Source organism: Terriglobales bacterium (genome assembly GCA_035454605.1).
Classification (GTDB): Bacteria; Acidobacteriota; Terriglobia; order Terriglobales; family Acidobacteriaceae; genus DATMAB01.
This window is the reverse complement of sequence record DATIGQ010000197.1, coordinates 1-14,510: the sequence shown is the minus strand read 5'-3', so window position 1 is coordinate 14,510 and position 14,510 is coordinate 1. Positions and strand designations below refer to the sequence as shown.

Here is a 14,510-nt window from a genome sequence, read left to right as displayed (position 1 = left end):
GGCGCTCGGCAGAAACGTCGGCCCGGCGGCGCTCGGCGCGATGTTCGAAGCCTTTCATCACTTCGACTTCGAAGCGGCCCGCCGGAACAGTGAGGTCGGATTGTCCCGCAGTGTCGAAGTAGTGAGCCTCGAACCTGCGCTGGGCGCGAACAAAGCCATCGTCGGCATGCATCCAGGCGTCGTCCGGCGCGTAAGCGCGGCCTTCGGAATCGGTGACGGAAACCCGCGCGCCGGTCGGGCGACCAGCGGCGTCGAGCACCGTGATGCGCAGCTTTCCCATCGGCCGCAGGTACTTACGCTCGCGGGTGGTCAACTGCCGCTGGGCTCCGCCGGGCACGTCGATGATCCACAGTGAAGTGTTGCCCGTCCGGTTGGAGATGAAGGCGATGCGCGAACCGTCGGGCGACCAGCGCGCTGCGGTGTTGTCGAAATCGCCGTAGGTGAGCGGGAAAGAAGACCCGCCTTCGGCGCGCATCACCCAGAGCTGATGCCACTGGCCGCCGAGATAGGAACTGAAGACCAGCCGCTTCCCGTCGCGTGACCAGTCGGGCCGCGCCTTCCAGGTGGTTTCTTCACGATGAATCTCGCGGGCTTCCGCGCCGGGCTCTGCCGGCATGAGCCAGAAACCGCCGGTTCCGTAGAAGTGTCCACGATTGGAGACGAAGAGGAGCTGTTTGCCGTCGGGCGACCACGCGGGGCTGATCTCGTGGTCGAATTGGCTGTAGTAATAGCGAGCCTTGTCGCTGCGGGTTTCGCCGGTGAGGCGCTCGATGGGGAAGGCGACGGACGCAGGCTCGCCATCCTTCATGTGCACCACGAAAATGTGGAAGCGACGGTTGTAGGCGGTCGAAACGTAGGCGATGCGCGAACCGTCCGGCGACCAGCGCGGCTCCACGTTGACGTGCGAGCCCTGGGTGAGCTGCTTCTGCGCGCCGCTCTCGACGTCGAGCAGCCACAACTCGATGGATTCGCCGTCGTAGCGGCAGAAGACGATCCAGCGGCCGTCGGGTGACCAGTCAGGCATGTAGTCGTAGCCGGGACCGGCGGTGAGCTGCACGGCGATCTCGGAATCCGGTCGCTGTCTCCACAGCGAACCTGCCATGGAATAGACCAGCCATTTGCCGTCCGGCGACCAGGCCACGGAACCGGGTCCGGTGGTGAGCTGCGGCAGGTACATTTCGCGGAAGTAATAGGAGTGCGGCAGATCGATTTGCTTAAGAACCGGCTCGCGTTGGGCGAGGAGGGAGAGCGGGGACAACAGGATGAAAAAGGCAAACAGGAAGAGCCACTGCTTCTCTCGGGGTGACAACTGTCAATCTCCTTGGCTCACGACCGGCAAGACGATGCGCGAGCGTCGCACACGGTCGTGATAGATGCGAACGGTGGCTTTGCGCATTTCTGCAGAGTCGATCTCCGATTTGCCGGTGTGCAGGTTGTGCGACATGTGCGGAAAGAACGCGGTCGAGACCTGAACGCGGATGCGGTGTCCTTTCTCGAAGCGATTGCTGGTGAGCAGGTTGGTGAAATCGAGCCGGTAGATGCGGCCGGGCACCAGCTTGTGGCCCAGGGCGTAGCTGGCGCGCAGAACATCAAGGCCGGGACTCATCAGGTTGAAGGCAGAACCGTCGGGAGCGACATCGAGCAGCCGGGCCCAGAGGTCGGTGTCGGGCGCGTCGCAGGAGAAGTAGATCTCGGCACGGATGGGCCCGGTGACTTCCATGGCCTGCGAGAGCGGTTCGGAATCGAACACCAGGACGTCAGGGCGGCCGACAAGCGCACGGTAGTCATGCGCACCGGTAGTCTGGGCAAACGGGTCAGAGACTGGAGCGGCAGGGTCGGAAAGAAACTCGCTGAAGGAACGAGCGGCTCGCACCGGTTTGGAATGGAGCGAGCCCATCTTCTTTTGATCGGTGGCCAGAAAAAATGAAGTCTGAGTCGCGGGTGGAGGCCAGGCATCGTACTCGCGCCAGCGGTTGGCGCCCATGGCAAAGACGCGCACCGGCTTCTCGCGCTCCACGCCATTCTCGATGCCGCGCAGGTAGTGATCCATCCAGCGCAGGACGATCTGGTCGTAGTCGAGGGCGGCATCGGGGCCGAACTCGCGCTCGCCGGACTTGGTGCGGCTGATGGCCTTCACGCCATGCACCCACGGTCCGACGAGGACTGTGGTGCGCTGCGCGCCGCTGCGCGCGGCCACCAACCCGGCAAAGTTGTTCACGGCGCCATCGGGACCATAGGCTTCATCGTGCCAGCCGGAGAGATTGAGCACGGCGGCCTGGGTTTTTCCGAAATTGCCGCGCAGCTCGGCCCAATCCCACCAGGAGTCGGCGGGCGGATGGCGCATCCACTCGTAGTAAAAGGGCGCGACGTCTTTCAGGTCAGGCAGAGTGGAAAGCGGCAGATGATGGCGCATGCGATCGCGGGAGCGCTCCCACTCGGCGGCGACTTCGTCATCCGTGCGCGGCCCGGGGAGGTTCTTCCTCGCGCGGGTGTCGGGCGCGATGTTGTTCCAGATCCATCCGATCCAGGAGAGGTCGAAGACGCCGCCGGAATAAAAGAAGTTACGCGGCGTGTGGTAGGTCATGGCCGGCACCATGGCGACCAGATGCGGGGGCGATTCGAGCGCGGCCAGCCACTGTACCGCGCCAGGATAGGACAACCCGAAGGTGCCTACCTTGCCGTTCGACCAGGGTTGGGCAGCGGCCCACTCGATGGTGTCATAGCCGTCGCGGCCTTCATTCCGGTAGGCGACGTACTCGCCGCCGGAGTCGTAGCGGCCGCGCACGTCCTGGATCACGACGGCGTATCCGCGCTCCACCGCGCTGCGGAAGATGGTGTAGCTCTCGACAGCTTCACGGCGGCTGTAAGGAGTGCGATAGACGAGTGTGGGGAAGGGGCCGGGACCGCGCGGGCGCCAGACATCGGCGCGCAGGACCACGCCATCGCGCATGGGCACGGCGACGTCCGGTTCGCGGATGAAATCGTCTTGTGAGGATGCCGGGAAGGCAACCAGCACGAGGAAGAAGGCAAGGACTGTGATCCGCACGCGCATGAAACGCAGCAGCGTAGCACCTCGCGTTGGTGGCAACAAGGCAGTCAGGCCCGTTTAGCGCGCGCGAGATTGGTCACCAGCCAATGCATCAACGCCAGCGTGGTGGTGGCGACAATGATGAACAGCTCGTTGCGACCCATGCGCGTGACCAGGACCGCGCAGAAAGCCGTACCCAGGGCCACAAACAGCCACGCGGCCGGGAGGCGGAAGAGCGCGGGCGGCGCGTCCGCCTTTCGGCGGAACACAAGGACGGCGCCGCAGGCGGCGGCGTAGGTAAACAGGCGGGCGACGGCAGAGAGGGTAAGGTTCCAGCGGAAGTCGCCAATGACTGCCAGGATGAACGTCAGCAAGGCAAACACGACGATGGAGACGTGCGGTGTATGGAAGCGCGGGTGCACAGCGGCGAACCAGCGCGGGAAGTCACCGGCTTCCGCGAAGGCGTAGGTCAGCCGCGGCGTCACCAGCATGGTGGCGGTGAAGTAGCCGTATACGGAGAGCAACGCCCCCAGACTGATGAGCGCGGCGCCGGGCGCACCCAGGAAGACGCGGGCAGCGTCGGCGAGCGGGCGGGTGCTGTGCTCGGCTCCGGGCAACGTGGCGACCACCACGTATTGCACCAGCATGTAAAGAACTACGGCGCTGGCCAGGGCAATCCCCAGTGCCAGGGGCACATCGCGCTGCGGGTCTTTGGCCTCAGACATGGGGATAAGCACGGCCTCGAATCCGCCGTAGGCATAAACCAGCAGGATGACGACCGCGAACCAGTCTGCGCTCGAACCGCGGGGAGCCAGCGGCGGCGCAAGATCCGGCGTTGAGAACGCCAGCAAGGCGCCACCGATCACAACGAAGAGCACCAGCGGCAGGAGCTTGGTGACGATCAAGACGTCGCTGGCGCCGGCGCCGGCGCGCACGCCGCGGTAGTTGATGACCGCCAGGATGCCCAGGAGCAGCGCCATGATGGCCAGGCGTGAGAGGGGTTGCGAAGCGCGGGGCCAGAACTCGGCGGCGTACTGGACGAAGAGGTTGGCGTTAGCGGCCGCGGCGGCGATGCGAACCAGCCAGGCCAGCCATCCGATCTGCAGGCCGGCGAAACGTCCGTAGGCTTCGCGTGAGTAAAGGTATGGGCCGCCGGCTTGGCGGAATCGCGAGGCCACTTCGGCGAAGCAGGCCATGATGACGCCCATGCCGGCGGCGGCAACGGGATAAGCCCAGAGCCCGGCTCCCCCGAGGTGTTGCGCCACCAGCGAGGGCAGCCCGAATACAGCACTCCCGATGGTGGCATTCAGCATCAAACCAACCAGGCTCCAACGCCCGATGTCGCGCAACAAGTGGGTCGGTTTGGTCCCGGCCATAGCAGGAAGAGAAAGTGCGCCGGGAGTGTACCATCGGGAGAGGCGATAAGCCCAAATAATTCAATCAGATGCGGGTGTTACTTTGGGACTAAGCCCGCCCGCCCTTCTGTAACGTTTTCAAAACGGGAGGGTTACCCGATGCTATAGGCAGTAAGACGGAACTTCTCGCACCTTTTCCCCAAGGTGAGGGGCACAAGGCTCGCGGAGGGAACGAGGCACGGACCAAAATGGCGACTGCTGCAGGGTCAGCAGGCAGAACGGGACAAGGGCCGCGGGCAACGCGATTCCCGCTGAACCTCCCGCTGCGTTACCGGCGTCCGGGTGAGCCGGACTGGCACGAGGGACTGACGGAGAACATCAGCCGGTCCGGGGTGCTGTTCCGAGCGCAAGACGCGCTGGAACCGAAGACGCCGGTGGAACTAACGGTCCTGCTCCCTGCGGGCACGTTTGGCGCCGGGGCGGTGGTGAACTGCGGCGGATTCATCGTGCGCACGGTTCAACCGACGGCGCCGGAAACGCTTCCCGGCTTTGCGGCCGCGATTTCCGACTACAGCCTGCAGGCGCAGATGCGCGCAGCCATGGAACCGCGGCCGCACACCGAACACGGCCTGCGCCTGATGGTGCAGCAGCTTCCCGTCATCCTGTGGACCACCGACCGTGAGCTCCGCATCACCTCGACGGCGGGCGCAGGACTGGCAGCGCTCAACCTGAAACCTACGGAAGTGATCGGCGTCCATCTGGCCAGCTTCCTGCAGATCGCAGAGCCCGATGCCGAAGCGGTACGAGCGCATAGTCGCGCGCTGCGGGGCGAGTCGGTGGCATTCGAGGTGCAGTGGGGCGGGCGGACTTTCCAGGCACACGTGGAGCCGCGGCTGGGTCCGCACGGCGAGGTCGAGGGGACGATGGGCATGGCGCTGGACATCAGCGAACGCCGGCAACTGGAACGGCAGTTCTTGCAGGCCCAGAAGATGGAAGCCATCGGGCAGTTGGCCGGCGGAGTGGCGCACGACTTCAACAACCTGCTGGCGATCGTGATCGGCTACACCGATCTGCTCATGGATGAACTGGAGCCTACCAGCCCGCTGGTGAAACACCTGAAGGAGATCCGCAAAGCGGGCGACCGCGCGGTGACACTGACGCGGCAGCTCATGGCCTTCAGCCGCAAGCAGGTGATGGAGCCCAGGGTGCTGGATCTGAACCAGGTCGTCACCGACACCGACCGCATGCTGCGGCGGATCATCGGAGAGGACATCGATCTGGTGGTGGTGCCGGGGCCCGACTTGTGGAACGTCCGCACCGATCCCGGCCAGATGGAACAAGTCATCATGAACCTGGCCGTGAACGCGCGCGACGCCATGCCGGGGGGCGGGAAGCTGACCATCGAGACGGCCAACGTGGAACTGGGCGAGGCGGATGCGGCGCAGCACGTCAGCATGAAGTCCGGTCCTTACGTCATGCTGGCGGTGAGCGACAACGGCGTGGGCATGACGCCGGAAACGCAGGCGCGGGTCTTCGAGCCCTTCTTCACCACCAAAGAGAAAGGCAAGGGCACAGGGCTGGGCCTGGCCACGGTGTACGGCATCATCAAGCAGACGGGTGGCTACATCTGGGTGTACAGCGAACCCGGCAAGGGGACGACGTTCAAGATCTATCTGCCCCGCGTGGCGGAACCCGTAGAGCGCAAGGACCGACCCTCCGGGGCGTGGAGTTCCATCGTGCCCCCCAAGGGAACGGAGACCGTGCTGCTGGTGGAGGATGAGGAATCCGTTCGCAAGCTGGCGCGAAAATGCCTGGAAGAGCAAGGCTACACGGTACTGGAAGCGGCGAACAGCGATCAGGCGCTGGAAATCTGTGACAAGTACGACCAGGCGATTCACTTGCTCATGACCGACGTGATCATGCCCGGCCTCGACGGGAGGCAACTGGCGCGGCGGGTCACCATGCTGCGCCCGGCGATCCGGGTGCTCTACGTCTCCGGCTACACGGAAAACACCATCGTGCATCGCGGCGTGCTCGATGCGGGCATCGCCTTCCTGCAGAAGCCGTTCCGGCCGCTCGATTTGGCGGTGAAAGTCCGCGAAGTGCTGGACGAGCCGAAAGACAAGCAAAACTGAGACAAGAGAAGGAGCGGCCCTGTAGGTAGCCCTCGCCCTTTCCTGCCTGCCTCGAGCTCACCTTTGCTACAATCCCTGCCCTCTTCCGGTCGTCAGTCTCTTCATCCAGGGGGCGGAAACCATGGAAATCACGCGCAGGGAGTTCAACCGGGCGGTGAGCCGGGGCATGGCGCTGGGCGCGACCGCCAGCGCCTTCCACTTTCTTGGCGCACCGCTGGGATTTGCTGAGGACGTGCTGGAGAGCGCGGCGGTGCGCAAGATCCATCAATACATCGCGGATCACCAGCCACAGCACATTGCGCGCATCCAGGAATTCTTGCGCCTGCCGAGCATTTCCAGTTGGGGATGGGGAACGCAGGTCAACGGGCGGGAGAATATGGCGGAGTGCGCCGACGCTCTGCTGGGCCTGTTCAAGCACATGGGCTGCCAGTGGGCCGAACTGGTGAAGACAGACGGCCTGGCCGGCGCGGCTGCAGGCTACGACTGCGGCGCGAAGAAGACCGTTTCGCACTACTTCATGTATGACACCCAGCCCTTCGACGAGAAGGAGTGGTCGTCGCCGCCGCTGGCGGCCAACGTGGTGGACCGGCCGCCCTTCGGCAAATCGATCCTGGCGCGCGGAGCCATCAACTCCAAGGGGCCACTGGTGGCGTTCCTGAACGCCTGCGAGGCCATCATCGCGGTAGAAGGGAAGCTGCCGGTGAACATCCTGTTCACCTGCGACGGCGAGGAAGAGCAGGGCTCGCCCCATTTCCACCAGGTGCTGGAGCCGTACACGGAAAGGCTGAAGAAATGCAGCGCGCACCTGGACGCCGGTCCTTCGCAGAACAGCCAGGGCCAGGTGAACATGAGCCTGGGGAACAAGGGCATCGCGTATTTCGAGCTGCACGCGCATGGAGCGAAGTGGGGTCGCGGGCCGCAGAAGATCCCCATCCACTCCTCGCGCAAGGCAATCCTGGATTCGCCCACATGGCGGCTGATCGAAGCGCTGCGCACCATGTTCGACCCAGGGTCCAACCGCATCCTGATCCCCAACTACTACGACGCCATCGTGCCTCCCAACGAAGAAGAAGAGATGCTGATCGCCACGTTGATCCAGAAGATCGGTGGTCGGGCGCTGGCCAGCGACAAGGAGAACTCCAAGGTGTGGATGAACAACTGGAGCGACGCCGAGGCCATCCGCCACCTGACCTTCGACACCAGCCTGAACATCGACGGCATCTGGTCGGGCTACACCGGGCCGGGCACGGCCACCATCCTGCCGGAGAAGGCGGCGTGCAAGATCGATTCGCGCCTGGTGCCCGACCAGGAAATCGACACGCAGATCGCGCTGGTCCGGCAGCACCTGGACAAGCAGGGCTTCACGGACATCGAACTGAAGAAGATGGGCGGCGGCGACGAGTGGGCGCGCACATCGGTGAAGGCGGCGCCGGTGCAGGCGGCACTCGCGGTGTACAAGCACTACGGCATCGAGCCGGCCATCTGGCCGCGCTCGGCGGGGTCGAGCCCGCAGGCACAGTACACGCGCCCGCCGCTGAACCTGCCGGCAGCCTCGGCGGGCATGGGGCACGGCGGCCGCGCGCACTCCATCGACGAGTACTTCGTCATCGAGGGCAATGCCCAGGTGGCAGGACTCGCCAGGTGCGAACAATCCATCGTGGATCTGCTGTACACGTACGCGAATTGGCCGGAGTAAAGGCGAACTGCGAACTGTGATCGGGTGATCTGCGAAGTCTGATGACCAAACGCCGCTGGTCCCGACGAAGCTTCTTGGGAGTGTGCGCAACCGGGCTTGCGGCACTTGGGTGGACGAGGCCGGGTGCGGGAGTTAGCAAGATGCACATCGCGGTAGTAGGCGCGGGCGTGTTCGGCGGGTGGACGGCGCTCTATCTGCGGCGCGGCGGCGCGCGCGTCACGCTGCTTGACGCATGGGGGCCGGGCAACTCGCGCGCCAGTTCCGGCGGGGAGACGCGCGTCATCCGCGCCACCTACGGACCGGACAAGATCTATACCGAACTGGTGGCAAGGGCGCTGAAGCTGTGGCCCGAGCATGAGGAAAGATGGAAGAAGAGGCTGTTCTATCCCACCGGAGCGCTGTGGATGGCGGGGAAGGACGACCGCTACGAGCGCGCAGCGCTGCCGGTGTTGCGCGAGTTCGGGCTGCCGGTCGAAGAGTTGACGGCGAAGCAGGTTGCGGCACGCTATCCGCAGATCAACGTCGAGGGCGTGGAGTGGGCCATCTTCGAGAAGGAGGCCGGGTATCTTACGGCGCGCGCCAACTGCCAGAGCATGCTCGACGGATTCCTGGAAGAGGGCGGGAAGTATCGCCAGACGTCGGTCACTCCCGGAGCGATCCAGGCGGGTCGAATCGGAGCTCTGCGGCTGGCCAACGGCTCTACGCTGGCCGCCGATATCTACGTCTTTGCCTGCGGGCCCTGGCTGCCGAAACTGTTTCCGGAGGTGCTGGGCAGCCTGATCCATCCCACGCGGCAGGAAGTGTTCTTCTTCGGCACGCCGGCAGATGATTCCCGCTACAACGAGGGCGCGCTTCCCGTGTGGATCGACAACGGCGAACGCATCTTCTACGGCATCCCGGGCAACCAGCATCGAGGTTTCAAAGTGGCCGACGACTCACGCGGCCCGGAGTTCGACCCCACCAACGGCGACCGCACCCCGACGCCGGAGCGCATCGCGGAAGCGCGGCGGTACCTGGGTGTGCGCTTTCCGGGGATGAAGGACGCGCCACTGGTAGAGGCGCGAGTGTGCCAGTACGAGAACTCACGCGACGGCCACTACATTCTGGACCGGCACCCGCAGGCGGAGAACGTGTGGCTGCTGGGCGGCGGCTCCGGGCACGGCTACAAGGTGGGGCCGGCACTGGGCGAGATGGCGGCCGAGGTGGTGTTGGGAAAGCGTGCGCCCGAACCCTTCTTCCAACTGAAGCGCTTCGCCCAGGAAGCGGCTGCCGATGGGCCGAAGTTCCGCTCGCAGCGACGCTTCGCCGACCGAACCACCAGCTAGCCAGACGCCGCCGCCGGCCGATTTCTCTGCCGCCAGCGGTCGAGAAACACGCTCCAAATGACCAGCATGGCCAATGCGATTCCACCGGCCCCTGCCTGAAAGACACGCAACTGCGGCACATAGCCCTTGAAGAATCCCCAGGGCTCGAAGGCCAGGTTCACGTTCAGTTCCGGCGGCGTCAGCCACGCGCTAACGGGGATGAGCCCAAGGTAGAGCAGCCAGGCCGAGAGCACCGTGTTCCGTGGAAGGCCGATGGAACGCACGTGCAGCCATCCCGCAAGCGGGGGCAGCACGTGCACCAGCACGGAGGTCGGGGAGATCCAGCGCTTGGTGATGCACTCGATGGCCCACATGGGGAATCCCAGGGCCACGTGGAAGAGGAACCCAAGGGCAATGGCACGCGTCCAGCCGAAAAGGAATCCGAGGGCGAGGATCAGGGACGCAACATGGCATCCCCACAGCATCTCCCAGCGGTAGGTTTCACCCTTGGACCAGGCGTGCAGGGCCAGCGAGAGCAAGACAGCCCACCCTGTCCACCGCTGCCTGCTGCGGCTGATCACGGCTTCAGCGCGCTTGCGGGCGCTGGATCACGCTCATGGCGGTGGCGATCATCCCGGCGATATCGCTCACGTTGGCGGGCATGATGATGCTATTGGCCGCCTTGGCCAGGTTGCCGAACTGGGTGATGTACTGCTCGGCCACCCGCAACTGGACTGCCTGCATCCCGCCCGGGCCTTCGATGGTTTCCGCCACCTTGCGGATACCCTCCGCGGTGGCGGTGGCCACGGCCAGAATCGCGGCCGCCTGGCCTTCGGCCTCGTTGATTTGCTGCTGGCGGCGCGCCTCCGAGGCCTTGATGACCTGCTGCTTTTCACCCTCGGCGGTGTTGATGGCGGAGTCGCGCACGCCCTCGGAAGTCAGAACGGCTGCGCGCTTCTCACGCTCGGCACGCATCTGCTTTTCCATCGAAGCCAGCACATCGCGGGGCGGCGTGATGTTCTTGATCTCATAGCGCAGCACCTTGATGCCCCAAGGCTCGGTGGCTTTGTCCAGCTCGCTCACCACCTGGTTGTTGATGTGGGAGCGCTCCTCGAAGGTGCGGTCCAGTTCGATCTTGCCCACCTCGCTGCGCAGCGTGGTCTGGGCGAGCTGCTGGATGGCAAAAAGGTAGTTGGAAATGCCGTAAGAGGCCTTATGGGCGTCGAGGACCCGCAGATACAGGATGCCGTCCACGGCCACCTGCACGTTGTCCCGCGTGATGCAGATCTGCTCCGGGATGTCCTGGGCCGTTTCCTTCAAGGAATGCCGGTAGCGGATGACGTCCACGAACGGCACCAGGATGTGGAAACCGGCATTCATTGTCTCGTGGTACTTACCCAGGCGCTCGACGATGTAGGCGTTCTGCTGCGGTACCACCACTGCGGTCTTCCACAGGGTGATGATGACCAGCAGAGCCAGGACGAAGGTGACAAATAGCGCCGGTTCCATATGTTCCCCTCCTGTCGCGGATCGACAGAACTTGAAATGTGAGTGCGCCGAGTCACTCGGCGCGAACGAACAATGTCAGGCCCTCTTGCCGCTCGACGATGCAACGCTGGCCGCGAGCCAGCGCAGTCTGGCCGATGTTGCGCGCCGTCCAGGGCGTGCCGCGCAGCTCTACCTTGCCGATCACGTTCACGGCGATGTCATCCAGCGCGCTGGCGACCTCACCCACAAGTACGTCCACTTCCTTTGGTTGGGACATGCCGAAGCGGGTCATCAGCGGCTTGCGGAAGAGCACCACGCCGACGATGGAAAACACGGAGAACAACAGCCACTGCAACCAGGGTTGGCCCGCCAGGTGGGCCAGATGGAGCAATCCCACGATGACGCCGGAAAGGCCGAAGAAGAAGAAGAAGAAGCTGCCGGGCGCCATCAGCTCCGCGAAGATCAGGATGAAGCCCAGGACCATCCAGGCCCACCACGCCATCGGCATCACCTCCCGCGCGGCGGAGAAATGTAGCACAAAGCAGCCAGAGCAGCGAGCAGAACCGGTCCGCGAAGCTTGACAAGGGTAGAGCATGGGGCTAGCTTCACCGCTCGGGTTTCGGTGAGCATGGATCTTCCGATTCACGATGTGCTCCTGGTAGGTGGCGGAGGCGCGGGCCTGCGCGCCGCCATCGCCGTGGCCGAAGTCAATCCGCGACTGAATGTGGCCGTGGTCTCCAAGGTCTATCCCATGCGTAGCCACACCGTCTCGGCCGAAGGAGGCGCGGCCGGCGTGGTCAAGCCGGGCGACTCACTCGACGAGCACGCCTACGACACCATCTCCGGAGGCGACTGGCTGTGCGACCAGGACGCCGTGGAAGCCTTCGTCCGCGAGTCGCCGCAGGAACTGCTGCAACTGGAGCACTGGGGATGCCCGTGGAGCCGCGATCCGGACGGGCACATCGCGGTGCGCGCCTTCGGCGGGATGAAGAAGATGCGGACCTGGTTCGCTGCCGACAAGACCGGCTTCCACATGCTGCACACCTTGTTCCAGACCTCGCTCAAGTACAACGCCATCACCCGTTACGACGAATGGTTCGTCACCCGCCTGCTGGTGGACGATGGCCGCGTGCAGGGCGTAGTAGCGATCGAGATCATGACCGGGCGCCTGCAGGCGATCGCGGCCAAAGCCGTGATCCTGTGCACCGGAGGCTGCGGCAAAGTTTTTCCGTTCACCACCAACGCCAACATCAAGAACGGCGACGGCATGGCGCTGGCGTATCGCGCCGGAGCCCCGCTGAAGGACATGGAGTTCATGCAGTATCACCCCACGGGGCTGCCGTTCACCGGCATTTTGATCACGGAAGCGGCGCGCTCCGAAGGCGGATACCTGGTTAACAAGGACGGCTATCGGTATCTGCAGGACTACAACCTGGGAACGCCGCAGCCCAAGCCGGTGCTGCGCTCGATGGAACTGGGGCCGCGCGACAGGCTCTCCCAAGCGTTCGTGAAGGAAGACGAAAAAGGCCGCACCATACCCACCCCGTACGGGCCGGTGGTCCACCTGGACTTGCGCCACCTGGGGGAGAAGCTCATCAACACCAAGCTGCCCTTCGTGCGCGAGCTCTGCCTGAAGTACCAGAACATCGATCCGGTGAAAGAGATGGTTCCGGTGCGGCCGGTGGTGCATTACACGATGGGCGGGGTGTCGACCGATATTCACGGCGCGACGCCGCTGGCCGGGCTCTATGCCGCGGGCGAAGTAGCCTGCGTGAGCATCAACGGCGCCAACCGGCTGGGATCGAATTCTTTGCCCGAGTTACTGGTGTTCGGCGCGAGGGCGGGGCGGGCGGCGGCGGAATTCGCTTCGACGCGTGAGGCGAGACTGAATCGCGTGGAGGCGCAGGCACTCGACGAAAAAAAGCGTGTCGACAAGCTGCTCGAAGGCACGGGCAGGCGCGAGCGCATCGCGACCGTTCGCGAGGCGATGCAGAAGGCGGTGGAGAAGGGCGCGGGCATATACCGCACGGGCGAGTCGTTGGCAGACGCCGCCAACCAGCTGCGCGCGCTGCAAGAGCGTTGCGCCTCGTTGCAACTCGACGACCACAGCCGCACCTTCAACACCGAACTGCTGGCGGCGCTGGAACTGGGCTTCATGGTGGATGTGGCGGAAGGCATCGTGCAAAGTGCGTTGCGGCGCACGGAGTCGCGCGGCGCCCACCAGCGAACGGATTTCCCCAAGCGCGATGATGAGAAGTTCCTGGCCCACTCGTTGGTGTACCGTAATGCGGATGGCTCGGCGCGGGTGGAGTACATGCCGGTGAAGATCACGCGCTGGCCGCCGGGGGAGCGGGTGTACGGACAGGCGGTGAAAGAGGCCTAGGCGATGCCGGATACCATTCTGCTGGAGATCGCCCGATATTCGCCGGAGCGCGACGCGGCGCCGTACTTCGAACGACATGAAGTCCCGTGCCCCAAGGAGTGGGTGGTGCTGGACGCGCTGAACTACATCAAGGACCAGCGCGACGGCTCGCTTTCCTACCGCTGGTCGTGCCGCATGGGCATCTGCGGAAGCTGCGGCATGATGGTGAACGGCGAGCCCAAGCTGACCTGCGCCACCTTCCTCACGAGCTACGCGCAGCAGGGGAAGCCGGTGCGCGTGGAGCCTCTGCGCTATTTCCCGGTGGTCCGCGACCTGGTGGTGGAAATCACCGACTTCATGCGCAAGCTGAAGAAGGTGAAGCCCTGGCTCGTGCGCCGTGAGGAAAAGCCGCTGGCGGAAGGCGAATACCTGCAGACGCCCGAGCAACTCGACGAATACAAGCAGTTCAGTATGTGCATCAATTGCCTGCTGTGCTATGCGGCCTGTCCGGTGGTGGGACTGGACCCGCTGTTTGCGGGGCCGGCCGCGCTGGCCCTGGCTCAGCGCTACAACAAGGACTCACGCGACCAGGGCGGAGACGAGCGGACGGACCTGCTTTCCGACCATGAAGGCATCTGGGGATGCACGTTCGTGGGCGAGTGCACGGCGGCGTGTCCCAAACACGTGGACCCGGCGGGCGCCATCCAGCAGTACAAGCTGCGCGCTGCCGGCGAGTGGTTCAAGAAGTTCCTGATGCCCTGGGGGACCAGGCCATGAGCGCGCCGCAGTACACGGAATATCATCCGCGCTGGTATCGCAAGCGGGTCTCGACCTATTGGTGGCTGGGACGCTGGCCGTACCTGCGGTTCATCCTGCGCGAACTCACCAGCTTGGCCGTTGCTTACGCCGTGGTGCTCACGCTGGCCCAGGTCTGTGCGCTGGCGGCGGGACCGGAGCCCTACGCCGAGCTGCAACAGTTTCTGCGGAATCCTTTCATGGTGGTGGTGAACCTGCTGGCGTTGGCCTTCGCGCTGTTTCACACCATCACCTGGTTCAACCTGGCGCCGAGCGCCATGGCGGTCCGCTGGCGCGGCCGGCGCCTTCCGGACGCGATGGTGGCGGCTCCCAACTACGTGGCCTGG

General features: G+C 64.6%; 12 protein-coding genes. 6 read left to right on the top strand and 6 right to left on the bottom strand.

The genetic code is table 11. The annotated features are described in order from the left end of the window. The 3 genes from VLE48_13880 to VLE48_13870 form a co-directional block, all read right to left on the bottom strand. Positions 1-1,309, bottom strand: a 1,309-nt coding sequence (locus tag VLE48_13880; protein ID HSA94099.1) for a DPP IV N-terminal domain-containing protein, incomplete at its 3' end; no start/stop codon positions are given. 3 nt (positions 1,310-1,312) lie between these two features. Further along, a complete protein-coding gene (locus VLE48_13875; protein ID HSA94098.1) occupies positions 1,313-3,052 on the bottom strand; it encodes a CocE/NonD family hydrolase in 1,740 nt (579 codons plus the stop codon). Positions 3,053-3,096: 44 nt separating this feature from the next. Beyond that, a complete protein-coding gene (locus tag VLE48_13870) occupies positions 3,097-4,404 on the bottom strand; it encodes an APC family permease (protein ID HSA94097.1) in 1,308 nt (435 codons plus the stop codon). 227 nt (positions 4,405-4,631) lie between these two features. Here VLE48_13870 and VLE48_13865 point away from each other — a divergent pair, with 227 nt between their 5' ends. The 3 genes from VLE48_13865 (at position 4,632) to VLE48_13855 (ending at position 9,539) form a co-directional block, all read left to right on the top strand. Continuing rightward, complete coding sequence (locus VLE48_13865; GenBank protein ID HSA94096.1) at positions 4,632-6,518, top strand: ATP-binding protein; 1,887 nt, start codon at positions 4,632-4,634, stop codon at positions 6,516-6,518. 121 nt (positions 6,519-6,639) lie between these two features. Then, entirely contained in the window at positions 6,640-8,214 is a 1,575-nt protein-coding gene (locus VLE48_13860) for a M20/M25/M40 family metallo-hydrolase (GenBank protein HSA94095.1), read from the top strand. A 140-nt stretch (positions 8,215-8,354) separates the two neighbouring features. Continuing rightward, entirely contained in the window at positions 8,355-9,539 is a 1,185-nt protein-coding gene (locus VLE48_13855) for an FAD-dependent oxidoreductase (protein HSA94094.1), read from the top strand. Here the strand turns inward: VLE48_13855 and VLE48_13850 are convergent. Genes VLE48_13850 through VLE48_13840 form a run of 3 tightly spaced genes read right to left on the bottom strand, consistent with a single transcriptional unit; the run spans position 9,536 to position 11,508 of the window. Beyond that, entirely contained in the window at positions 9,536-10,057 is a 522-nt protein-coding gene (locus VLE48_13850; protein ID HSA94093.1) for a hypothetical protein, read from the bottom strand. The genes VLE48_13855 and VLE48_13850 overlap by 4 nt on opposite strands. A gap of 46 nt (positions 10,058-10,103) precedes the next feature. Then, positions 10,104-11,027, bottom strand: coding sequence for a stomatin-like protein (locus tag VLE48_13845; GenBank protein ID HSA94092.1), 924 nt, complete (start codon positions 11,025-11,027; stop codon positions 10,104-10,106). A gap of 52 nt (positions 11,028-11,079) precedes the next feature. Then, positions 11,080-11,508 carry an NfeD family protein gene (locus VLE48_13840; protein ID HSA94091.1) on the bottom strand — a complete coding sequence of 143 codons (429 nt, stop codon included), beginning with the start codon at positions 11,506-11,508 and terminating at the stop codon, positions 11,080-11,082. Positions 11,509-11,634: 126 nt separating this feature from the next. Between VLE48_13840 and frdA the strand changes: the two genes are divergently transcribed. The 3 genes from frdA to VLE48_13825 all read left to right on the top strand — a co-directional run. Then, positions 11,635-13,389: a fumarate reductase (quinol) flavoprotein subunit gene (frdA, locus tag VLE48_13835; protein ID HSA94090.1), complete on the top strand. Its 1,755-nt coding sequence runs from the start codon at positions 11,635-11,637 to the stop codon at positions 13,387-13,389. Between the two features lie 3 nt (positions 13,390-13,392). Next, positions 13,393-14,145: a succinate dehydrogenase/fumarate reductase iron-sulfur subunit gene (locus tag VLE48_13830; GenBank protein ID HSA94089.1), complete on the top strand. Its 753-nt coding sequence runs from the start codon at positions 13,393-13,395 to the stop codon at positions 14,143-14,145. After that, positions 14,142-14,510 (top strand): hypothetical protein (locus VLE48_13825; GenBank protein ID HSA94088.1); only part of this gene is annotated, 369 nt, incomplete at its 3' end. The genes VLE48_13830 and VLE48_13825, both read left to right, overlap by 4 nt.